The sequence below is a fragment of the Thermococcus sp. LS1 genome, assembly GCF_012027395.1.
Lineage (GTDB): Archaea > Methanobacteriota_B > Thermococci > Thermococcales > Thermococcaceae > Thermococcus.
The window spans coordinates 40788-62840 of record NZ_SNUJ01000005.1 but is presented as its reverse complement, the minus strand read 5'-3'; the positions used below and the strand labels follow the sequence as shown (position 1 = coordinate 62840).

Sequence of the window (22053 nt, the reverse complement as noted above, 5' to 3'; positions counted from 1 at the left end):
ATGAAGGAGATTGAGGCTTTAGCTTTGGCTTTGGAAGTTGAGAAGACCGAGCTGAAGTTCTACCTAAAGCTGGCCAAAAAGGCCAGGGATGATAAGGCAAAGAAGATGTTCTTATTTTTGGCCCACGAGGAGGCCGAGCACTGGGGCCTGTTTGAGGAGAAGTTCGTCGAGGCCCTGATAGAGAAGTGCGAGCTACCCGTGGTGGATAGGAAAACTCTCGAAAAGCTCCTGGTCAACGTGAACGAAAAGAACCTCAGTGAAGTCGATGCGGTAAGGATTGGAATGGAGCAGGAAAAGCTGACGTGGGAATTCTACGAGAGGGCGGCAAAGGAGGCCGAGCATGAGGGTGTCAGGCGTATCTTTGAAGAGCTTGCAAAGGTCGAGAAGTCCCACTATGAGCTACTTAAAGCCCAGTACGACTCCGTCATGAAGACGGGCATCTGGATGGACTACCAGGATTTCAGCCTCGAGGTTGACTGAGGAAGCGTTATAACCTTCAGGGACGATATATGGACGGTGATTCCATGCTGGGTTTGAACCCCATTTCCATAAACAAAGAAAAGCTGTCCAAGAAGGAAATCGTCCAGGCCCTCCGCTGGGCGGTCATAGCTGAGCTCGACGCTATAAACTTCTACGAGCAGTTTGCTGAGCTGATTGATGACGAGGCGGTAAAACACACCTTCCTCGATGTTGCAAATGAGGAGAAGGAGCATGTAGGCGAGTTTTTGGCTCTACTCCTCAAGCTCGACCCTGAGCTGAAGGAATGGATGAAAAAGGGCTTTGAGGAGGTCGAGGAGGAGACAGGAGTAAAAGTGGAGCTTTGAACCTTTTTCTCTTTAAGAAATCCAATGTCCTGGAGAGAAAAATGGTAGAAGGGTTTACGGCCCGACGTTCATCATCTGGCTGTACATTGCCCAGTCAAGGAGGAGCTCGTACTCGGCCTTGAGGGTATAGTAGTGGCCTTTCTCAATGTCGCTCAAATAGCGCATGAGTCTCTTCTTGTCTTCCGTTTCCACGATGTTCTCGAGCTCGGCGTAGAAGTTGGCCGCTATCTCTTCGGCTTTCATAGCCCAACGGATTAGGTCTATTATGTCCTCGACCTTGTAGAGTTCCCTCACTACCGGCTGGAGCTCCGGTCCTATGTGCTCCTCCGGGAAGACGACCTCTTGTCCCGGGAACATGTTCGTGTAGATTTCCCTCAAAAGCGTCTCGTGCTTTTCTTCCTCTCTGGCGAGCCACTCTATCTTCTCCTTGAGGGTCTGAATGTCTATTCTCTCGGCGAGGCTTGTGTAGAACTCCCTCGCCCCAATCTCGGCCTTGATGGCCATTCCGAGGAGCTCCTCAATGGAGAAGTCTTTAATCTTCTCTAGGGGGAGCCCCTCGTCGAGTTCAGGTGGAACCATAAATCATCCCTCCGCAAGCAACAGTCCAAGTTCGTTATAGACCTTTATTTTATTAAAGCCTTCCTCCTTGAGACTCTGAAGGATCTCGTTCAGAATCTTGTTCTGCACGTTTATCGCCAGCATCTGGCAGGCGTGACATTCTGGAGTGGAGCGGGCCATGAGGAGGAAAACGTCAACCCTATCTCCTTCAACCGTCAGGCCGTAAACCAGTCCCTCGTCTACGATGTTAACGCCGGTTTCTGGATCCTGAATTTTCTTCAGAATCTCAACTACCCTTTGAACCTCTGGAGGCAGATCCTTACGCGGTCCTGATTTTGGTCTTTTCCCCGACCTTAGGAGATCAAAGAGCCCCATAGCTCAGACCTTCTCCGAGCTCAAATCTTCGATCGTATAGCCTTTCTTATTCTCAAAAACACCAACGGGGTTGTTCCTGAGGTCGTAGACATAGACGTTGTCGAACTTGACGAGGGCAAAGCGCTCGATGATGTCACCGATTATTTTGGAGTACGCTATCGCCGACTGGCCGGTTATATTGTACTCGGCGTGGCTCTCGAAGTTAAGCCAGATTTTCAGGGTGTCCTCCGTAACTTCAAGGCCGGCTATTACCCCCGAGTCAAGAATGTCTCCCCCCGTGATCGGGTCAGTTATCTTCCTCAGCTCGTCGAGAACAGCTTTATAGTGCTCTGGCCACTCGCGACTAGGCATGTAAATCTTCATTGTCCTCACCGATGGGGATTCCTCATGTCGCGTTAAAAGCCTTCCTGGTCGGATTTGTCCAGTATTCCTGTGGTCGGTATTACCGATACTGCGAGGTATGTGATATATGCCGCCGCAACCCAGAGGACGATTGACGTTAAGTAAACACTAAATATGATGGCTCTTGAGAGTCCTCTATAGTCTATCAATCCAAACCGCATCCATGAGAAAATCACTATGAGCCAAGAGGAGAGTTTTAGTAGAGTCTTTACATCGTTCCCAATGAATTTCAGTGAGAAGAGAGAGTTCATGAGCAGGATTACTGAGAGCAATGAGCCAATCTGGATAATCTCTTTCGTGATGTCCGAATGTCTTCCTACCCGGATCAGGCTCGAGAGTACAAGCCCAAACTGGAGCAGAAGTCTCAGGGTTGGGTTCACGAGGTTTCCCGTAGAGAGGGCGTAAGCTATTATTCCAGGTCCAATAATGACTAGGAATGAGATTACATGAATTAAGTCCCCGCTTTGCACTGTCATCCCACTGATGAATCCCAGTGCAGTTAAAAAGCCGCCCAGTAACAAGAGCACTGAGAGGTGCCGGGTTCCCATCACGATCCTCTCGAGATTCCTGAAGGTGAGCCATGTGAGGGCAATTCCAAAAAGAGTAATCGCCCCGCCGATTCTCATCACTATCTGATAAGATTCCAACATCTTCCCAACGCCTTATGTGTTTTTACTTTTACACTTTCTCAGTGGAAGTAGATAAAGCTTTCGAGAAGAGCTACAGTTGAAACAGAAAAGAGAAAAGGGGGGTTTGGGGCCTAAATTTTCACTCAAGCGCGACCTCATTTTCCCAGAGGCCGTGGATGTTGCAGTAGCTCAGGGCGTAGAGTTTGCCCTTCTTCTGGGTCCTGAAGAAGAAGATGGCCTTTGGCTCGGTAAGCGGGTCGCTGTGGTTGGTGAAGGCAACCCTGCCGACGAGAATCGGGAAGTTGCCGTCCTCGGGGTGGAAGTAAAGCTCGATCCAGGCGATGTGGTGCTCGGGGGTGTTCGGGTGCGGGATTTCTTTGCCGACGCTGACCTCAACCTTGACGAGGTCGCCATCCTTCTCGTACTCTATAACGGGCACGTGCTTCTCTCCCTTCCAGTCACCACTCTTTATGGTTCCGCTCAGCATCTCCACCACCTCACTCTATCTTTTCAAACATATCTTTGGGGGCACCGCAGAGCGGGCAGACCCAATCCTCGGGAAGGTCCTCAAACTTGGTTCCGGGCTCTATCTCATTGGTAGGGTCGCCTTCGTCCTCGTCGTAGATATAGCCACAAACAATACACTTCCACTTCGCCATTTCCATTACCTCACTCTAATGTTGTTAGTCAGGCCTTATAAGGTTTGCGTTTCAAACTTGTCCATTAAGAAAAACAAAGAAATCACTCGAAGATCACAAACTTATCTCCCGGAACACCGCACACCGGACACTTCTCGGGGATTTCATCGACGGCGGTGTAGCCGCAAACTGGACAGATGTAGACCTTCTTTAGCTCAATGTCCTCTCCCTTCTCGACCTTCTCTTTTGCCTTTGCGTAGAAATCAGCATGTATCTTCTCTGCCTCGAGGGCGTAGTGAGTTGTTCTGACGGCATCCTTTTCGCCCTGGAACTCGGCCGCGTTCTTAAAGACAGGGTACATCTCCTCGACCTCATAGGTCTCCCCGTTTATGGCTTCCTGCAGGTTCTCGGGAGTCTTGCCCAGCTTTCCGAGGGCTATGAAGTGGTTCTTGGCATGGACAAACTCGGCATAGGCTATTGCCCTGAAGAGCTTGGCTATGTTAGGATAGCCCTCCTTCTCCGCCTGCTCGGCGAAGATAAGGTACTTCATGTGGGCCATGCTTTCGCCAGCGAAGGCCTCCTCCAGAAACTTCCGAGTCATTTTCCTTTCCACAACCATACTATCACCAACATAGGTTCTGCATTAATAGTTGGGCGGTGAGGTATATAACGATTTTCCAAACCTTAGGTTTGTACACTTTATCATTTCAGTCAATAGGTAGCCCTTCTTTGATTGCTTTTTCAACCTCAATAGCTCTCCTTACGTCTCCGAGCACAACTGCCCCAATAGGCTTTTCATCTTTGTAGAAAACTTTCGTTTTTTCGTCAACCCATCTGCCTTCTCCCCTTGTCCTTCCAATCAATGCAACGTTTAAGTTGGCGAACTTAAAGAGCGCCGAACAGAAGAAGTGGTAATGGTCATCCTGCCCCCTGAGCAGGTTTGCAAGGATCTTTGCGTGCTCCACGGCGGCTTTGGCAGTCCCGCATATTGTCCCGCCGTACTCGGCGCAGTCGCCTATTGCATAGACGTCCTTCGCGGAGGTTCTGAACCCTGCATCTATGAATATTCCACGCCCGGCGTGGATTCCGCTCCTCAAAGCCAGCTCCTTATTGGGAACTACCCCGAAGGCGCAGACCTTAAGCCTCCCAGAGATGTACCCCCTATCGGTCTCCACACCGTTCTCATCGGCTTTCAGAAGGTTGGCCTCGAGGTGGAACTCAACTCCGACCTCTTCCAGCTTTTCCTGGAGCTTTTCGCTCAGCTCCTCGTCCAGCCTGAGGAGATTCTTGCTCCTGTGGATGAGCTTGACAGAATAGCCTGCCTTGGCCACGTTCCCGGCCAGCTCAAGCCCTATGAAGCCGCCGCCAATGACTGTGATTTCTCCCTCTTCCTCAAGCCTTTCCCTTATCATCTTGGCGTCGTCGAAGGTTCTTAGGGTCAGGATGTGCTCCCTCCCGGGTATGGAAGGCCCTCTTGCCCTCGCTCCAGTCGCAAGAACGAGGACGTCATAGGGAAGCTCCCCCTTGTTCGTTACGAGAACCTTTTTCGCTCTGTCTATGACCTTGGCTTCAACGCCTAATCTGAGGTCTATTCCATTTCGCTCATACCATTCGGCTGAATACGGAAAAAGGGCCTTTTCATCTACGAACCCTGCTATGTAGTGGCTCAGCATCGGCTTTGGGTAGTAAGGGAGCTCTTCTCTGTCCACTATTGTTACTTCAAAGTCCCCTGAGAGTCTCTTGGCAAGCTCAACTCCTCCAGGCCCATCGCCGACTATTACAACCCTCACGCTGTCACCTCACGACCGTGTGTGGGGCGCTAGGTAAAGTTCGAGCTGGGTGTTAAGGTGCTCAATGGGAGCGTTGACGTATTCTGGCTTGCCCTCCGTGAAACCCTCGAGATATTCAACATGAGATTTTATGGACGCGTAGTGGGCTCTCTCCTGCGCCGCCAGAAATCCGAATATGGCCCTGTGCTCTGGGAGGCGTTTTTCCAGGTGGGTGTATAGCCTCTCTGCAGCTTTTTCATTGATTAGGGCAATTCTCATAGCCTCCACGAGGTTAACGACAGTGTCGACTCTGATCGAGGCTTCGGCGAAGGGTATCCCTTCGGGAACGGTGTAGTCAGTATCCCCAAAGAGCGTTTCGTGCAGCCTTAGGAGAGTCTTCTTGTGAGAGTCCTCGGCTGTAGCAAGGGTCTGGAAGAAGTCTCTGAGCAGCCCCCCTGTTCTGGAGGCAAGGCCCTCATAAAAAGCCTTGGTGTCGTCTTCTGAGGCTATAGCGTAGCCGAGTATCTCCCTCAGGGGAAGCTCAACAAGTTTATCAAGAATTTCATTCACTAACATCACCTATATGTAACATCTGTGTTTGAAGTATTTAAACCTACGCAGTGGGGTCAAATAATGAAAGGATAATGAAAGGGTCAGGAAATCCACCTGACGAGTTTCCTGACGCCTTCCCTAAGCCTCTCCTCGTCCTCCAGAGTCGGCCAGCCGCGCGATTCAACCGTGTCCACGTGATCGAACTTGCTGCGGGTTATCATGGTCTCTATCTTCTTTCCAGCAACGCCGCCCCAGCCAAAGGCGCCGACAATGAGGACTGGCTTCTCGTAGTTGGCCTTGTCGACTATCTCATAGAGGGTGTAGCGTATCCTCGGGTGTATCTCGGCTTCGTAAGTTGAGGCTCCTATTACTATCGCCTCACTGTCGGGAATCTCCCCGAGGATATCGCTAACTGCCGGTGCCTCTTTGTCCATGAACTTGTAGACTACCGGATTGAGGCCGTGCTTCTTGAGCTCGTCCAAAACAATCTCCATCCTCCTCTCGACGAAGCCGTACATCGAGTCGTAGATGACGAGAACCTTGCCCTTCTTTACCTTTCCAGCACCGACAGCCTCGTAGTGCTCAAATATCCTCATGGGGTTCTTGCGCCATATCAGTCCGTGGCCGGGGAGTATCATCCTCGCCTCCTGCACTATGCCGAGCTCCTTGAGCTTCTTTATGTTCTGGACTATGTACTTGTGGTAGTGGCCTATGACGGTGACTATGTACTTGGTGACGTAGGGGAGATATTCCTCGATAACCTTCTCGTCGCTGTCGTCAATGACTGGGGGAATGAAGTAGCCTCCGCCGGCGTCGCAGCTGAAGATGAGCTTATCCTCAACGACATAGGTTATCATCGTGTCCGGCCAGTGGAGCCACGGGACGGTTATGAAGCGGAAGGTTTTTCCACCGATGTTCATCTCCTCGCCGTCCTTGATTGTGTAGAAGTTCTCGACGACCTTTTCTCCGTAGAACCCCTCAAGGAAGCGCTTCGCAAAGCTCGTGCCTATGAGCTGGGCCCTGTATCCGTTGGCCTCAAGAACTGCCGGAAGGGCTCCACTGTGGTCTGGCTCGGTGTGATGGATGATAATGTGCGTTATCTCTTTGGGGTCAACGATGCTCTTGAGGGCCTCCATGAATTCCTCTGTGTACTCTTTCTTAGTTATGTCAAAGAGAACAACGGCATCTTCGAGCTTCATGAGGTAAGCGTTGTAGGTTATGCCCTCCGGGATGTCCCAGGTGGCCTCGAAGTACTTGATCCTGTCGTCATCAATCCTTATAAGGTAAAGCTCGGGGTCATCCAGTATTTTTTCAGTCCAGACCTTTGGCATTGCCATCACCACCTTTGAGTTCTCTTTCCATGGTTATTAATTCATCCCTTCAGGACTGCCAGTATCTCGTTTAAGTCCGGAAGCTCTCCGAGAGGATAGACCTTCACAAAAGCCACCCTGCCGTTTTCGTCTATTATCACGTTCGCCCTTTCCGAGATTCCATCCTTCTCTCTGAAGAGGCCGTACTTCCGTGCAACTTCCCCATGGGGCCAGAAGTCCGCCAGGATTCTGAGCTTTTTAAGGCCCATGTGATCCGCCCATGCCTTTTTTGTTGGGACTGAATCAACGCTTATTCCCACAGGAACAACGTTGAGCTCCTCAAGCTCATCATAATGCTCCTCTAGGGCTTTCATCTGCCTTTCACAGATGTTCGTCCATGCTAAGGGATGGAAAGAGAGCAGAACCCGTCTCCTCCTGAAGTCGCTCAGCCTGAACTCTTCCCCGTTCTGGTCTTTCAAAATAAAATCAGGTGCAATGTCTCCAACTTTTACCATTTCAGAGCCTCCTTTTAATATCTAGAATCTTTCTTATCTCCTCGACCTTTGGCTCCCTCTTCCACAGCGGCGTTTTGTCCCTCTTGTAGGCAGGAACAAGCTCTTCAAATGTGGGCTTTTCGTTGATGTAGAACACGCCGAGCGGGAGCGGATCGGTTTCAATCGCGCGCTTAAAGGCCGCTTCCCTGTCGTAGGAGTCATGGTCGTCCATCCAGTAGGTGTGCTCCCTGTACCAGGCGTAGGTGTTCACCTTGTTGAAGCTGACGCAGGGGTGGAAGATATCGACTATGGCCAAACCTTTGTGCTCTATCGCCTTCTTTATTATCTCGACGCTCTCCCTGAAATACCCCATGAAGGTTCTCGCAACGAAGGAAGCATCGAGGGCTATGGCAAGGGCAATGACGTTGAAGGGCTCTTCAAAGACACCCCACGGCTGAGTGGGCGTCTTTATTCCCTTCATCGTGGTGGGGGAAGCCTGACCCTTCGTGAGGCCGTATATCTGGTTGTCGTGAATGAGAACGGTTATGTCTGGATTCCTCCTTATCGCGTGAAGGAGATGGTTGCCGCCTTCGGCGTACATGTCGCCGTCTCCACCCTCTGCTATGACGGTCAGCTCTGGATTTGCCGTCTTCACCCCAGTTGCTATCGGAATGGCCCTGCCGTGGAGCGTGTGGTATCCGTTGGCCTTTATATAGTGAGGCATCTTTGCGGCCTGACCGATACCGCTGATTATTGCCACCTCGTTGGGGTTAAGGCCGAGCTCCGCCAAGGCCGTTATGAGGATGTTCCTGATTCCGAAGTTGCCGCATCCTGGGCACCAGGCTATGTCCTGGCTCCCTGGCCTCTTTGGTTCGAAGCGGCTCTTGTCGACCTTCTCAAGGTTCATTCTACCACCCCATTGATGGCATCGAGGACTTCTTCAACCGAGAAGGCCCTCCCATCGTACTTGAGAACCCTATGATGAACCTCAACGCCAAGCTCCTTCCTTAGAAGCTCCGCGAACTGGCCCGTAACGTTGAGCTCGACGGCTATGATGGTCTTGCCTTCGAAGAACTTCTTTGCCTCCGGGTTGAGCGGATAAAGCCAGCTGAAGTGGAGCAGCGCTACATCGTCCCTACCGAGCTTCTCTATGGCCTCCTCAACAATGTGGAGCGTCGAACCCCAGGCAACGATGATGTACTTGGCATCCTCCCCTCCAATAAGTCTTGGCAGCGGTGCGTTCTTCCTGATGGTTTCGAGTTTTCTGATTGCCCTCTTCTCCTGCATTCTGACTGTGAGTTCTGCATCCTCTGTTATGTCGCCCCACTCGTCGTGCTCGTTTCCATTGGCTACAACCACATCCTCACCGTAACCTGGGATCGCCCTCGGCGATATTCCGTCCTCGGTGAGTTCATACCTCCTATAGCCGGGTTTCGCTTCGACTATGTGTTTTTCGACCTTGACCTTATCCAGCTCGAGCTCAGGGAGGTTGTAGTAGGTATCCACAAGGTACTGGTCGGTGAGTATTATTACAGGTACCTGGTACCTGTCCGCCAGGTTGAATGCCTCGGCGCTCATGTAGAAGGCCTCCTCTATGTTGCCCGGGGCGAGGATAATCCTCGGGAAGTCGCCGTGGCCGGCGTGGAGAACGAGATTTAGGTCGCCCTGCATGGTTCTCGTGGGCAAGCCGGTTGCAGGTCCAGGCCTCTGGGCGAGGTGTATGACTATCGGGTTCTCGGCCATCCCAGCCAGGCTGAGCGCCTCGGTCATCAGGGCAAAGCCGCCGCCGGAGGTGGTTACCATAGCCCTCGCTCCGGCGTACCAGGCTCCTAAGGCCATGTTGATTGCGGAAATCTCGTCCTCGACCTGCTCCACCACTATCTCGAAATCCTCCGCATGCTGTGCCGCGAAAACTGCCACCCCTGTTGAGGGGCTCATCGGATAGAAGCTGAGGAAGTTCATACCCCCGGCGAGGGCACCCAGAGCCACAGCCTCGGCTCCGCTGAGGAGTATCTCGTCCCTGACCTTTTCTTTCCTCTGGACTTCCACCTTTACGGTGCCCTCCTTGAGGAGCTTGAGGCCGAGTTCGTAGCCCTTCTTTGCCGCCTCGATGTTCTTCTGAACAACGTTCTCGCCCTTGCTCCCGAAGCGCTCCTTCAGGTATTCCTCAACCGCCGAGAATTCACCGCGAAAGATGCCAACGACAATGCCCGCCGCTATGGTGTTGAGGTAGAGCTGACTGCCAACATCGAGCGCCATCTTGGTGAGGGGAACCTCGATGAAGTGGATCTTCTCGAGAAACTCCTCCTCGACGTTTTCCTTCTCGCCGATGACGACTGTACTCTCCGATATCCTGTCCTTGACCCACGGGAGAACACCGCGCTTGAAGGGAATTAGAATGTCTATCTTCTTCACGAAAGCCCTTACTCTCTTGGATGAAACCCTTATCTCCGTGGTATTTATGCCTCCACGAACGCGCGACATATACTCCTTGTTTGCATAGACGTTGTAGCCTGAGAACTTCAGCGTTCTGGTCAGAATCTCCTCGACGGTCTGGATGCCCTGCCCGGCCGCCCCACCTAAAACCACAGAAAGGTCTTCTCGAAACTCCACCATAACACATCACTTCGGATTAAGTTCGACTTTCGACATCATAAGGTTTGTGGATTAGATTTATATAATTTTCTTTTGCAAGTCTAAAAATCCGGCTCGCTGGACGTTGATTTTCTGAAAAGGAAAAAGAAAAGGCGAGACGACTTCGTTAAAGGTCCTCAATAACGCTTTTAACGACCTCAAGGGGCTCTTTGATTATGTCGAGCACGTCGTCGGCGGTGTTGATGGCCACGTAGGTTTCGCCGTCCTTCTCGTAGAAGAGCACCGGACACGGCGCGAAGGAGCCTATCTCGTATTCCTTCTTGGTCATCTCGTAGAAGACCTTTGGGTTGCAGACATAAAGTATCCTGTAGGGCTCCATCTCGACCCCGAGGTTGTTCCTGATAACATCGCTTGGCGTGAAATCAAGGATCACTTTGTAGCCTCTCTTTGCGAGCTCCTCCCTAAACTTCTTTTCGGCTTCCTCAAGGCTCAGCCCAACCTTTCTCCTGTATCTGAACATTTTTCCACCTCCTCAGAGTTTTGAAAGGCCCTCAAAGAGGGCGCTCCAGAACTTTAATGGTGTGAGTTCTGTGAGCATAAGCAGTCCGAGGAGCACAAGGATTACACCCAAGGCCCGTTCCCACTTTGCTTTGCCAGACTTGCTGAGGCCTATCCTCCCCGAGAGGAACTTCCTGTTTATCCAGTCCCCCAGGTCCTTCGAGGAGGTAATCAGGTAAACCGTCAGCCCCATGCCAAGGCCATAGGTTCCCATCACGATTATCCCGCTTAGGGTGTCGCCGCTTAGTGCGGCAGTAATGACGGCGAAGCCGACGTAAGGGGCTATGCAGCCGAGCCACGTGGCCCCCAAGGCCGAGCCGAGGGCGAAGTCATACAGCTTTCCTCTCTTCGACGCTACCTTATCCGATGCCGAAAAGCTCAGGAACCTCTCAAGCTTGGCGCTTACGCTCTCGCTCAGGAAGCCCAGGCCAATCACTATGAAGCCGAGGCCGCCTATGAGGTACAGGGCTCCCCTTATCTGGGCCGCATAGGAACCAAAACTACCTGCCAGGGCGCCCAAGATGGCGAAAGATAACACCATGCCAGCTATTATCAGCTCCACGCTCCTCCTCGCGAAAGTGAGGGAGAAAGTGCCGACTATGAGGGGCAGGACGCAGGGTGAGAAGACGCTCAGTATTCCGGCCGAGAATATCGGCAGGAGAACCGCGAGGGTGAGGTTTGTGTTGTTTTCCTGGGCCTGGGACGTTGCAGTTTCCGTGGTTTGAGTTTGTTCCCCTCCTTGGGGTTTTTCATCGCTCCCCACTGCAGTCTTTACGAAGAACTCCAAACCATCAGGATTGAGCGCACCGATCGCTACTCCCTTCAGGATTCTGGTGCCGTTCTCGACCTTGAATATTACCATCGTTGGCGTCCCCGGAACGCCGACGCTTATCTCTTCCCCCGGAGTTTTTGGCCTGTAGTAGCCAGCGTTGTCTGGCTGGAGGACAACAACGTCATCGTAAACCCTATATCTGAGCGTTGTAAGGGAGCGCGCTTTGTAAACGTCGATGGAAACAAGGTTCAATCCCGAAAGGGTCTCCTTGGCTTTCTCAGTCGGGAAAACGCTCGTCTTCATGTAGTTGCATGCCGGGCAGCTCTCTGAGTGGTAGAAGATGAAAAAGTACTCGCCCTCATGGGCCTTGATGAGGTTATCCAGCTCTTCCCCGGTCGAGACATCGTGGAAGCTGAGTCCCCCGTAGGAGACCTCTGCACCCGCCGCGAGTCCTGCAAAAAGCAGGATGATACCGAACAACAGGACAGCTCTCTTCACCCGGTTCACCCAAAAGGGTTCCATGCCACCGTTAAAAAGACTTTTTTTGAAGCGTTTTTCATCAAATGTCGTCGGGACATAACCCATCTCCAGGCATTCCGCTGTTATCTTGCCGGGGTACACGACTTTGACATGTTTCTGGAGGATTTCACTTCCTCCCATCCCGCGAACCTCCTGCACGCTTATCACATTCGCTGCCCACATGAATCCAGGCATACCAACCTCCGGGATTACCGTGGGGCCTTCACGGTTTTTATATCCTCAGTGCCTCCAAGAACCCCCCGAAGTCTTTGGCGGATATCTCTTTTTCGCCGGCTATCACGTTTACGTTGCCGCAGGGATATTTGGCGCAGAGCCCTATGCACCCTTCCACGCTGACGGAGTAGCCCTTTGCCTCAAGGACTTTAACGACGTCTCCAATTCTTTCCCCTGCGCAGAACATGCATACCCTTGCTCTCACTGATACCACCATTCTTTACTCTCCGGGGGTTCTTATGGCATTTATTTTTTGCAGAATGCAAAATAAACGGGAGGTTGGCAGTCAAATTGAACGCTTCCAACGTGTGAACTATTCAGGGCCACCCTTAAAACGCCTCTCAAACCCGTTGTAGCTCACTTTCCCCCACTCAAAGACCTCTTCGCCGTGGGGCGGCTTGTTCTCCGCTGGATAGCCAACACCAATGATGCAGAGAACGCGGTAGTTTTCTGGAATGTCTAAGAGCTCCCTCACGTATTCCTCGGCGCTCTTCTCCTCGTTGTGCATCCTGTTCCTAATCTGCACCCAGAAGGATCCCAGACCCAGGGCAACGGCCGCAAGCTGCATATGCTCAGCCGCTATGGAAGCATCCTCGATCCATACGTCACTCCTCTCACCATCCGCCGTCACGACGATGGCTAAAGGAGCCGTTGCCAGCCCAGAGGCGCCTAACTTCGCCTTCGAGAGCTTCTGGAGCTTTTCCTTATCATCAACGACTATGAAGTGCCAGGGCCTTTTGTTGTATGAACTCGGCGAAAGGAAAGCAGCCTCAAGAAGCTTTTCTACCAGCTCCTTCGGGACTTTCTTATCCTGAAAGCGCCTTATACTTCTCCTTTTTCTCAACACCTCAAAGAACTCCATACCATCACCGGCGAAAGTTCCGGAAACGGGTTTAATATCCTTTCCGGCTCGGCGGGAATTTTATGTCCCAGAATTGTCCAGAACTTTTGGTTTTCAAAAGCCTTTTTTGAGCCTCTTAGAAGCTTCCAATGGTGGTAGCATGGTGGATGTAAAGATGGACTTTTCGAGGCACTTCCCGATAATCGGTATGGATGGCCAAAGAAAGCTCAGCGAGAGCACGGTTGCAGTTGTGGGGGCAGGAGCACTGGGGAGCTGGGAGGTCTACTTCCTTCACAAACTGGGCGTTGGAAGAATAATAGTGATAGACCGGGACTTTGTGGACGAGAGCGACCTTCCAAGGACGATATATACAAGTGAGGATATAGGAAAGCCCAAGGTGGAGGTCCTGAAGGAGCGCTTTGAGAACGTTATTGGTCACTTTGAGGACTTAAACCCTTCAACGGTGCATCTTCTGGACGAAGCTGACCTCATTATAGACGGAACGGACAACATTTACACGAGGCAGGTAATAAACGACTACGCGGTGAAGAGCAACAAACCATGGATTTACGTTGGCATCTTGGCGACTTACGGCAACTTGATGCCCATAATTCCAGGAAAGACTGCCTGCTTCCGCTGTTTGATGCCGAAGCTGCCCTCAAGGCCCATGCCAACGTGCGCCGTCGCAGGGATTATGAGCTACGTTCCGCCCCTCGCTGCTTCGCTGGCCGTCACTCTAGCGGCTAAGATTCTCTTAGGTGAGGAAGTGAAGAGTGAGCTGATTTTCTTCGACACCAAGACACTTGACTTTGAGAAGGTGGAGATCCCGAGGAGGGAGGACTGTGAGGTCTGCGTTAGGCACAACTTCACGTTCCTGGAGAAGCAGATGAAGATAGAGCACATGTGTGACGGTTCGATTCAAATAACTCCCCCCGAGAGGATGAGCGTGGACCTTGATGAGCTCGCCAAAAGGCTCGATGCCCTCGGCATTGAGTATATCAAGACGTCGCAGTTCATCCAGTTCGAGGACGACTACGCTGAGATCCTGATATTTACGAGCGGCAGGATGATAATCCGCGGTGCTGAGGACGAAAAGGAAGCCAAAAACTTCTTTGCACGCTATTTGGGTGGTTGAGATGATACTGGTACGCTATGGCGAGATAGCAGTAAAGAGGGGCAAAAGAAGAGAGTTTGAAAGAAGGCTCGTAGAGAACATCCTAGCTGCCTTAGAGAGGAAAGGGATTAAAGCAAAGGCGAGGTTGATTAGAGGACGAATCCTCATTGAGGCCCCCGATGAAGCGGCTGAGATTATTGCAAAAGTCCCGGGCGTTGTTTCGGTTTCGCCTGCGAGGGAGATGAACTACGAGGAAGTGCCAGACTATCTGAGAGAAGCCCTGAAAGGTTTGAATCCGAAAAGCTTTAAGGTGGAAACTCAGCGGCTGGATAAGGCGTTCCTCAAGACTTCTGTTGAGGTTAACAGGGAAATAGGGGCGTTCATTGTGAAAGAATTCGGCTGGAAAGTAGATCTGGAAAATCCCGAGCTCACGATAGGAATTGAAATTATAAAGGGGAAGGCCTACGTTTTCTTTGAGAAGATTAAAGGCGTCGGCGGGCTTCCAGTTGGCACGCAGGGGAAGGTCGTGGTTCTGCTCAGCGGTGGCATAGATTCACCTGTTGCCGCATTCCTCATGATGAAGAGGGGCGCAGAAATAATAGCGGTTCACTTCGACCAGGGGCAGAACGCGAGGGAGGTTGTAGAGAAAACCGTTGAGATACTCAATGATTACTCCCCAAAAGACATTGAACTCATTGTGGAGAACCACTTTGAAGTTCTGAGACCCTACGTGGCCGTCCTCAGCAGGATAAACATGCAGGAATGGACATGCGTCCTGTGCAAGGTCGCTATGCTGAGAAGAGCCGCGGAGATAGCGAGGGAGGAAGGTGCACTGGGCATTGTTACGGGGGATTCCCTTGGCCAGGTGGCTTCGCAGACACTGGCGAACCTTTACTTTGAGACCATGAGCGTCCGTTTCCCCGTGCACAGACCCTTGCTGGGCATGGACAAGGAAGAGATAGTTAAGATAGCGAGGGAAATTGGCACATATCAAGCCTTTTTAGAGTACCCATACTGTGATTGTCCGTTCAGACCCGAGAGAGTTGTGACTCAGGGGAAGTATGAGGAATTCTTGAAAATCTTGGATATTTTGGAAAAAGAGGGAATAATTTAAAGTTTTTCAAAAATCTAAGGCGAAAACTTTTAGAGTAACCGCGCGTAACTATAGTGGGGTGGTGGCCATGCTGAGTGAAAGAATGTTGAAAGCTCTAAATGAGCAGCTTAACAGAGAGCTTTATTCTGCATACCTGTACTTTGCAATGGCGGCCTATTTTGAGGACCTTAACCTGGAGGGGTTTGCCAACTGGATGAAAGCGCAAGCTGAGGAAGAACTTGGACATGCACTAAGGTTTTACAACTACATCTACGACAGGAACGGAAGGGTCGAGCTGAAAGCAATAGAGCAGCCGCCAAAGGAGTGGGAATCCCCACTGGCAGCATTTGAGGCGGCATACAAGCACGAGCAGTTCATAAGCAAGTGCATAAACGAGCTCGCCGCTCTGGCCGAGGAGGAGAAGGACTACTCAACGAGGGCATTTTTGGAGTGGTTCATAAACGAGCAGGTTGAAGAAGAGGCAAGTGTCAAAAAGATTGTTGATAAGCTCAAGTTTGCAAAGGACAGCCCGCAGGTTCTTTTCATGCTCGACCAGGAGCTTGGTCAAAGGGCTCCGCAGCTTCCAAACCTCCTTCTTCAGGGGGGCTGAGTTCCTCTTTTTTGTTAATATTCTAGATTGCATGGGTTGTTCGTGAACTAAATCACAGCATCAAATTTTGACGGATTGAAAACTCGATCCAAATAAATGTTACCAGGATGTGAGACCCAAGTTGATTACACAAATTTGTGAAGAAAGGTTTTAAAGGCGAACTTTTTTACCCAATACTGGGTATATAAAGGACGGTGATGGGCATGCTGAAGGTGGAAGATTTACACGTCAAAGTTATGGATAAGGAAATACTCAAGGGAATCACGCTTGATATTGGAAAAGGCAAACTCCACGTCGTCATGGGTCCCAACGGAAGCGGAAAATCAACTCTGGCCTTGACCATAGCCGGTCATCCAAGGTACAGGGTAGTGAAGGGCAGGATAACCTTTAACGGTGAGGATATAACGGAGATGAAGCCAGAGGAGAGGGCCAAGAAGGGGATATTCCTCAGCTTCCAGCATCCAGTGGAAGTCGAGGGTGTTAAGGTCATCCAGTTCCTCCAGAGGATGCTGAAGAACCTAAGGGGAATAGACGAAGTTGAGGCCTACGACATGATCTTCAAAGCCGTTGAAGAGCTCGGCTTCGACAGCTCGATGCTCTCAAGAGGGCTCAACGTCGGCTTTTCCGGTGGAGAGAGGAAGAAGCTTGAGATGCTTCAAGCCTACCTTATCAGGCCGAAGCTCCTGATTCTGGATGAGCCGGACAGTGGGGTTGATGTTGACTCACTCAAAGTTATGGCCGGGATAATTGATAGGCTGCACAGCGAGGGCACCTCAATACTCCTAATCACACACTACGGCAGAATATTGGAGTACCTCAACGCCCAGAAGGTTCACGTCCTCAAGGAGGGCAGGCTGGTTGCCTCTGGCGGAGTCGAGCTCGTGAAGATAATAGAGGAGAAGGGCTTCGCGGCGGTGGAGGACTATGGAGCAGTCTAAACTCGCCGAAATCCTCAAAGCTGGCTCCCTTGAGGAGATACTCGGCACGGCAGTGCCATATCCCAAAGAGATAGAGCTCAAGGGCGAGCTGACGAAGGACATGATAGAGGAGCTCTCGAGGATAAAGAACGAGCCGGAGTGGATGCTCAGGCACAGGCTCAAGGCTTTAGAGCTCTTCCACAAGCTGCCCATGCCCAAATGGGTCGTCGGCATTGAGGAGCTTGACTTGGAAAGCCTCACCCTTTACTCGAAGCCCGAGATAGGCAATGAGATTAAGGACTGGGAGGACCTGCCCGAGAACATCAGGAGGACCTTTGAGAGGCTCAACATTCCCGAAATAGAGAAAAGGTTCCTCTCCGGCTTAACCGCCGTGTTTGACAGTGAGAGCGTCTATTCGAAGCTCAAGGGAGAGTTCGAGAAGATGGGCATAATCATGATACCGATGGAGGAGGCGGTGCAGAAGTATCCGGATCTCGTGAAGCGGTACTTCGGCAGGGTCTTCCCCGCTGGAGAGCACAAGTTCTCCGCTCTGCACCATGCCCTCTGGAGCGGGGGAGTCTTCGTCTACGTGCCCAAGGGCGTGAGAATCCCCTTCCCAGTCGAGGCCTTCTTCGTCATAGGTTCGGCTTTGGAGGGACAGTTCGAGCACACTCTCCTGGTTGCCGACGAGGGAAGTTACATACACTTCATCGAAGGCTGCTCAGCTCCGATGTACAAGGGCTTCTCCTTCCACGACGGCATGGTCGAGATTTACGCCCACAAAGGAGCGACCGTCAAGTTCACCACGATACAGAACTGGAGCAGGAACGTCATTAACTTCAACAACAAGCGCGCCATCATAGAGGAGAACGCCTACGTCGAGTGGATAGAGGGCAGCATAGGGAGCAGGATAACCTACACCTACCCCTCGAGCGTCCTGAAGGGCGAGGGCGCGAGGACTGCCCAATACGTCGTCTCCCTCAGCAATGGGCCCTTCATGAAGGATACCGGCGCAAAGACGTGGCACCTCGCACCCAACACCAGCTCCAAGATAGTCTCGAAGAGCATAAGCGCCAACGGCGGAATAAACATCTACCGCGGTCTGGTGAGGATCATTAAGGGCGCCAGGAACTCGACCGCTACGGTTTCCTGTGATTCACTCATCCTCGACAAGAAGAGTAAGGCCTACACCTATCCGCACAACCAGAACGACGAGCCGACTGCGAGCATAATCCACGAAGCCACCACCGGGAAGCTCGGCGAGGACAAGCTCTTCTACATGAACTCGCGCGGAATAGGTGAGGAAGAAGCGAAGAGCCTCATAGTGCTTGGCTTCATTAGCGAAATCCTCGAGGGGCTGCCTTTCGAGTACGTCGAGGTGCTCAAGAAGGTCATAGAGCTGGAGTTCAGCGAGATGGGGGGTGTTGGCTGATGCGTCCTAAAGGACTCTCTAACGGGATTACCCTGGAAAAGCTGCAAAAGCTTGAGTACCAGAAGTACGGGGACAGTCCAACGATAAAGGGCTACACGAAGTGGAAGCTCTTTGAGGAGAACTCACCACTTAGGCTTCCGACGGAGGCAAAGGCCGGGGAAGTGAAGATTAAGGCGCACGTCCTCCTCTCTGGGAGTGAAGCGAGCTTTAACCTTCCAGCCGGCGTTGAGCTAACTGAGGGGACGCTTGGCCTCTCAAGTCCGGAGGAGTCAAGAATCCTTGGCTTCCACTTCTACGCGCTGAAGAAGTCCTACAGGCTGAGGATAACCGAAGACCTTCCCGAGCCGCTTGTGATAGTATCACACCTATCGAAGAAGGCCTTCATCAGCCACCACATCAGCATAGAGGCCGAGGGCGTGAAGGTACCGATAATCATCTACGATTTGAGCGAAGAAGGAACAAAATCCTTAGTGGTCGAGCTTAAAGCGAGAAACGCCGACCTCGAAATCCTCACCGTCGGAAGGCACTCTTCGCTGTCCCACTACCTCCTGAGGGCATCACTCGGCGAAAAAGCTAGAGTCAACGTGTTCACCCTCATTAAAGGTGGCCTCATGAGCCACCACCGTGAAGATTACTCGCTTGAAGGTAGAGAGAGCGAGCTCATCCTGAGGGGAATGCCCCTGGGCATAAGCTCGGCCGTTGACTACCTCACTAACGTCCTCCAGTACGGCGAAAAGAGCAGAAGCGAGACAAGAGTGCACGGCTTCTCTTATCAAAAAGGCTGGGCAGTACATAGGGGTGTTGCGAAGGTCTTCGAGAGTGCAAGGGACTCTTCAAGTAGGGTAATCTCGCATATGACGATAATGGATGAAGGATCTCTTGGCGTGAGTGTGCCAATGCTCGAGGTCGATACATCAGAAATCGAAGAGGCTTCCCACTCAGCAGCAGTCCATCAGTTCGACGAGGATGCCCTCTTCTACCTCCGCTCGCGCGGACTTGAGAGGGAGGAGGCGTTGAGCCTCTTCATCCACGGCATCGGCGAGGCCTTGAGCAGCCACCTGGAGCGCCTCAGGGGCAAGGCCCGGGGGAACATAGCGGAGCTCATCGAGGGCCTGCTCTGACATTCTCTTTTTTGACGCTCAGATGAAATACGCTTATATGGGGGGCGGCAAAACTCCTTATCTGGGGACTTAGGTTGAAGTTGCTTAAGTACTCAGGAATCGCCGGCGCCCTAACCTACTGGCTCTTCGCGGCGTGGAGCATAAGCAGGAATCAGTGGTTTTCCTTCTTCCATAGCGCACTCAGCGACTTGGGCGACCCATCTAAGGCGGTCTCTCCGTGGATATACAACTACGACCTCATAGTTCCCCCGCTCCTTTTCTCTGGGTTTTTCTCTTACTTCGTCCCTTATCGGCTTCAGGACCTTCGCGTACTTTTCAAGAGTCCCGAAGAGCCTTCCAACCCTCTCCTCATACTTCTCGTCCTTTAGCTCTTCGCCCTCGAATATATCGTCCACGTTGTAGAACAGAACCTGCGCAACTGGGAGCATGCGGTAGTTAAGCGACGCGATTCTCAGCTCCATCAGCAGCCTAACGCCGCCGGTAACGCTTGAGACGGTACATATTCCAACTGGTAAAGCCTCGTACTCGTCGTAAATTGTGTCCAGGAGTATCTTAAGCTCTCCGGGATAGCTCTCGTTGTACTCGGGTGCGACTATGATGAGCGCATCCGCTTCGAGAATCTTCTCCCGGTATTTTTTCATCTTCGGTGTGATCCTCCAGCGGTGGGTGTAGGCGAGGAGGTAATCGCGGACGTCTATCAGCTCAGCGTCCCAGCCGAATTCTTGGGCCTTCTTCACGAGGTACCTCGCAACTTTCTCGCTTTTCCTACCTTCCCTTGCCGTTCCGAGAACTATCTTAACCTTCATCTTATCACCGAACGAAGTTCGCTTTTGGGATATTTAAATTTGTCCTTCAAAATGTAACACTTTCGATTTTGGAACTTTTCACTTTGTTAGGCAAACCTATATAAGTTAGGTTTCCCAACATAGTTCCGAGGTGTTTGAAAGATGGTGAAAGTTGGAGAAATCGTCCCGGACTTTGAGGCAGATGCCTACCTTCCGGAAAAGGACGCAATAGAGAAGGTTAAGCTTTCGGACTACAGGGGCAAGTGGGTTGTTTTGGCGTTTTATCCGGCTGACTTCACCTTCGTCTGCCCGACGGAGCTTGAGGAGCTTGCCGAATACTACGAGGAGTTCAAGAAGGAAGGCGCCGAGATCCTGAGCGTTTCAACGGACACTGCCTACGTCCACAAGGCCTGGCACGATACTTCCCCCGCGATCAAGAAGATAAAGTACCCAATGCTCGCCGATCCAGCCGGAAAGATATGCCGCTTGTTTGGCACCTATATCGAGGACGAGGGCGTCTCCTGGAGGGCGACCTTTATCATAGACCCTGACGGAAAAGTCGTCCACATGGAGATGCACGATTTGAGCATAGGCAGGAGCGCGAAGGAGATACTGAGAAGGCTCAGGGCCTCTAAGTATGTGAGGGAGCACCCCGGACAGGTGTGTCCGGCCAGCTGGGAGCCCGGCAAGGAGACCCTTGAGGTCAGCCTCGATTTAGTTGGAAAGATTTAACTCTACTTTTTCATTTTGTAAATTTTGAGCCGTTTCTTTCTCACATTAAGCAGGTGACAGACATGGGTATGCCCATACCCGGGCAATTATTGCGAATTGTCTGAAACTCAGGTTCGATATCCAAACCATTGGGTTTTGCTGTTGAAGTATCTCCCTCCTGAACGCGGGCGTTTTCACCCCTACGTCCAAAACTTCAATTTGGCAAAGGTAAACTTCATAAGTTATCCGAGAGATTTTAGACTGGCCTAAAAATTTCGGAGGTGGAGTAATGAACGCTGGCGCTTTCCTCATAACCTTCAGAGAGGCCCTTGAGGCCGCCATAATAGTCGCAATAATAGTTGCCTATTTAAGGAGAACCAACCGGACTGAACAGATAAAAAACGTCTGGATCGGCGTGGGACTTTCCCTGCTGGCTAGTATTCTCCTCGGAGCCGCGATACTGGGGCTCTATGGGGGCCTAGAAGAGAAGGAGCTCTTTGAGGGCCTGGCTTCCTACCTGGCTGTGATAGTCCTCACGAGCATGGTATACTGGATGGCTACTAAAGGTAAAAACATCAGGGCGGAGATAGAGAGCAGGATCAGCAACACAATAGGTCCCCTTGCATTAATCGGCTTTACGTTCATAGTTGTCTTCAGGGAGGGACTTGAGACTGTCCTGTTCCTCACGCCCTTCATGACTCAGGACTTCGGCGGCACGCTCCTCGGCCTTATAACGGGCTTAGTCAGTGCATTTATACTCGCCTACCTCATCTACGGAGTTGGCATGAAGATAAACCTGAGGACATTTTTCTACTACAGCTCGATACTCCTTGTCTTCGTCGCTGCTGGCATGGCAGGTTACGGGACCCATGAGCTCATAGAGTGGGCTGAGGAGGAAGGAATGGATTTGGGATTCACAAGTGAAACCGCGTACGACCTCGGCATTCCAAGCGACAGTGTGTGGCACCACAAGGGAGCGATAGGTTCCCTCTTTGCAGTGCTCTTTGGGTACTCGACGAGCATGGAGTGGGGAAGGATAATAGTGCAGTTCGGTTACCTCATCCTCGCCCTGTACCTCGTGCTCAGGGCCTACGGGAAGGAGCCTTTGCTGAATCCTAAAGATGCAGGACTCAAAAGTAGCGTTTAGCTTTTTACTCATTTTTGTCCAGCAATGCATAAAAAGCATGAATCTGAGTTCAA

Annotated in this window: 28 protein-coding genes; 10 read left to right on the top strand and 18 right to left on the bottom strand. The window is 51.6% G+C overall.

The annotated features are described in order from the left end of the window. Nucleotides 1-480 (top strand): ferritin family protein, encoded by a 480-nt coding sequence (locus E3E26_RS10495; protein WP_167901256.1) that lies wholly within the window; start codon nucleotides 1-3, stop codon nucleotides 478-480. Between the two features lie 29 nt (nucleotides 481-509). After that, nucleotides 510-824 (top strand): ferritin family protein, encoded by a 315-nt coding sequence (locus tag E3E26_RS10490; protein ID WP_206204406.1) that lies wholly within the window; start codon nucleotides 510-512, stop codon nucleotides 822-824. 54 nt (nucleotides 825-878) lie between these two features. Here the strand turns inward: E3E26_RS10490 and E3E26_RS10485 are convergent, their stop codons facing one another. From E3E26_RS10485 to E3E26_RS10405, 17 genes are all read right to left on the bottom strand, one after another. Next, nucleotides 879-1403, bottom strand: coding sequence for a ferritin family protein (locus E3E26_RS10485; protein ID WP_167901255.1), 525 nt, complete (start codon nucleotides 1401-1403; stop codon nucleotides 879-881). A gap of 3 nt (nucleotides 1404-1406) precedes the next feature. Next, on the bottom strand, nucleotides 1407-1757 hold the full coding sequence (locus E3E26_RS10480) for an iron-sulfur cluster assembly protein (protein ID WP_167901254.1): 351 nt from the start codon (nucleotides 1755-1757) through the stop codon (nucleotides 1407-1409). 3 nt (nucleotides 1758-1760) lie between these two features. Continuing rightward, complete coding sequence (locus E3E26_RS10475; RefSeq protein ID WP_167901296.1) at nucleotides 1761-2120, bottom strand: iron-sulfur cluster assembly protein; 360 nt, start codon at nucleotides 2118-2120, stop codon at nucleotides 1761-1763. A gap of 32 nt (nucleotides 2121-2152) precedes the next feature. Continuing rightward, on the bottom strand, nucleotides 2153-2785 hold the full coding sequence (locus tag E3E26_RS10470) for a hypothetical protein (protein ID WP_167901253.1): 633 nt from the start codon (nucleotides 2783-2785) through the stop codon (nucleotides 2153-2155). A gap of 142 nt (nucleotides 2786-2927) precedes the next feature. Beyond that, the gene (locus E3E26_RS10465; RefSeq protein WP_167901295.1) at nucleotides 2928-3275 is read right to left on the bottom strand and encodes a class II SORL domain-containing protein; all 348 of its coding nucleotides are present in this window, start codon (nucleotides 3273-3275) and stop codon (nucleotides 2928-2930) included. Between the two features lie 10 nt (nucleotides 3276-3285). After that, nucleotides 3286-3447: a rubredoxin gene (gene rd, locus E3E26_RS10460; protein ID WP_167901252.1), complete on the bottom strand. Its 162-nt coding sequence runs from the start codon at nucleotides 3445-3447 to the stop codon at nucleotides 3286-3288. Nucleotides 3448-3529: 82 nt separating this feature from the next. Further along, complete coding sequence (locus tag E3E26_RS10455) at nucleotides 3530-4045, bottom strand: rubrerythrin family protein (protein ID WP_167901251.1); 516 nt, start codon at nucleotides 4043-4045, stop codon at nucleotides 3530-3532. Nucleotides 4046-4133: 88 nt separating this feature from the next. Then, entirely contained in the window at nucleotides 4134-5216 is a 1083-nt protein-coding gene (locus E3E26_RS10450; protein ID WP_167901250.1) for an FAD-dependent oxidoreductase, read from the bottom strand. 9 nt (nucleotides 5217-5225) lie between these two features. Then, nucleotides 5226-5771 carry a ferritin family protein gene (locus E3E26_RS10445; protein WP_206204405.1) on the bottom strand — a complete coding sequence of 182 codons (546 nt, stop codon included), beginning with the start codon at nucleotides 5769-5771 and terminating at the stop codon, nucleotides 5226-5228. 77 nt (nucleotides 5772-5848) lie between these two features. Next, complete coding sequence (locus E3E26_RS10440) at nucleotides 5849-7078, bottom strand: FprA family A-type flavoprotein (protein WP_167901294.1); 1230 nt, start codon at nucleotides 7076-7078, stop codon at nucleotides 5849-5851. Between the two features lie 41 nt (nucleotides 7079-7119). Further along, nucleotides 7120-7572, bottom strand: a complete 453-nt coding sequence (locus tag E3E26_RS10435) for a peroxiredoxin (RefSeq protein ID WP_167901248.1) — start codon at nucleotides 7570-7572, stop codon at nucleotides 7120-7122. 1 nt (nucleotide 7573) lies between these two features. Next, complete coding sequence (locus E3E26_RS10430) at nucleotides 7574-8458, bottom strand: thiamine pyrophosphate-dependent enzyme (protein WP_167901247.1); 885 nt, start codon at nucleotides 8456-8458, stop codon at nucleotides 7574-7576. Further along, entirely contained in the window at nucleotides 8455-10167 is a 1713-nt protein-coding gene (locus E3E26_RS10425) for a 2-oxoacid:acceptor oxidoreductase subunit alpha (protein WP_167901246.1), read from the bottom strand. The genes E3E26_RS10430 and E3E26_RS10425 overlap by 4 nt, the downstream gene beginning before the upstream one ends. 145 nt (nucleotides 10168-10312) lie before the next feature. Continuing rightward, entirely contained in the window at nucleotides 10313-10666 is a 354-nt protein-coding gene (locus tag E3E26_RS10420; protein WP_167901245.1) for a DUF302 domain-containing protein, read from the bottom strand. Nucleotides 10667-10678: 12 nt separating this feature from the next. Further along, nucleotides 10679-11974: a cytochrome c biogenesis protein gene (locus E3E26_RS10415; RefSeq protein ID WP_167901244.1), complete on the bottom strand. Its 1296-nt coding sequence runs from the start codon at nucleotides 11972-11974 to the stop codon at nucleotides 10679-10681. A 253-nt stretch (nucleotides 11975-12227) separates the two neighbouring features. Further along, on the bottom strand, nucleotides 12228-12446 hold the full coding sequence (locus E3E26_RS10410) for a hypothetical protein (protein ID WP_167901243.1): 219 nt from the start codon (nucleotides 12444-12446) through the stop codon (nucleotides 12228-12230). A 96-nt stretch (nucleotides 12447-12542) separates the two neighbouring features. After that, on the bottom strand, nucleotides 12543-13091 hold the full coding sequence (locus tag E3E26_RS10405) for a nitroreductase family protein (RefSeq protein ID WP_167901242.1): 549 nt from the start codon (nucleotides 13089-13091) through the stop codon (nucleotides 12543-12545). A gap of 139 nt (nucleotides 13092-13230) precedes the next feature. On the opposite strand from E3E26_RS10405, the gene E3E26_RS10400 reads away from it, so the two are divergent. The 6 genes from E3E26_RS10400 to E3E26_RS10375 all read left to right on the top strand — a co-directional run bounded on the left by E3E26_RS10400 (nucleotide 13231) and on the right by E3E26_RS10375 (nucleotide 19357). Next, nucleotides 13231-14205 carry a ThiF family adenylyltransferase gene (locus E3E26_RS10400; RefSeq protein ID WP_167901241.1) on the top strand — a complete coding sequence of 325 codons (975 nt, stop codon included), beginning with the start codon at nucleotides 13231-13233 and terminating at the stop codon, nucleotides 14203-14205. A 1-nt stretch (nucleotide 14206) separates the two neighbouring features. Then, complete coding sequence (gene thiI, locus E3E26_RS10395) at nucleotides 14207-15298, top strand: tRNA uracil 4-sulfurtransferase ThiI (RefSeq protein WP_167901240.1); 1092 nt, start codon at nucleotides 14207-14209, stop codon at nucleotides 15296-15298. A gap of 67 nt (nucleotides 15299-15365) precedes the next feature. Next, nucleotides 15366-15887 carry a ferritin gene (locus tag E3E26_RS10390; RefSeq protein ID WP_167901239.1) on the top strand — a complete coding sequence of 174 codons (522 nt, stop codon included), beginning with the start codon at nucleotides 15366-15368 and terminating at the stop codon, nucleotides 15885-15887. A gap of 203 nt (nucleotides 15888-16090) precedes the next feature. Beyond that, nucleotides 16091-16825, top strand: coding sequence for a Fe-S cluster assembly ATPase SufC (gene sufC / locus E3E26_RS10385; protein WP_167901293.1), 735 nt, complete (start codon nucleotides 16091-16093; stop codon nucleotides 16823-16825). Then, nucleotides 16812-18236: a Fe-S cluster assembly protein SufB gene (gene sufB, locus E3E26_RS10380; RefSeq protein WP_167901238.1), complete on the top strand. Its 1425-nt coding sequence runs from the start codon at nucleotides 16812-16814 to the stop codon at nucleotides 18234-18236. Before sufC ends, sufB begins: the two co-directional genes overlap by 14 nt. Beyond that, nucleotides 18236-19357 (top strand): SufD family Fe-S cluster assembly protein, encoded by a 1122-nt coding sequence (locus E3E26_RS10375; RefSeq protein WP_167901237.1) that lies wholly within the window; start codon nucleotides 18236-18238, stop codon nucleotides 19355-19357. The genes sufB and E3E26_RS10375 overlap by 1 nt, the downstream gene beginning before the upstream one ends. Before the next feature lie 110 nt (nucleotides 19358-19467). Here E3E26_RS10375 and E3E26_RS10370 read toward each other — a convergent pair whose 3' ends face one another. Then, entirely contained in the window at nucleotides 19468-20163 is a 696-nt protein-coding gene (locus tag E3E26_RS10370; RefSeq protein WP_240911729.1) for an NADPH-dependent FMN reductase, read from the bottom strand. Between the two features lie 141 nt (nucleotides 20164-20304). Here E3E26_RS10370 and E3E26_RS10365 point away from each other — a divergent pair, with 141 nt between their 5' ends. Together E3E26_RS10365 and E3E26_RS10360 are read left to right on the top strand one after the other, a co-directional pair. Then, on the top strand, nucleotides 20305-20874 hold the full coding sequence (locus E3E26_RS10365) for a peroxiredoxin (protein WP_167711894.1): 570 nt from the start codon (nucleotides 20305-20307) through the stop codon (nucleotides 20872-20874). 268 nt (nucleotides 20875-21142) lie between these two features. Beyond that, nucleotides 21143-22000, top strand: coding sequence for an FTR1 family protein (locus E3E26_RS10360; protein WP_167901236.1), 858 nt, complete (start codon nucleotides 21143-21145; stop codon nucleotides 21998-22000). Nucleotides 22001-22053 lie beyond the last annotated feature (53 nt).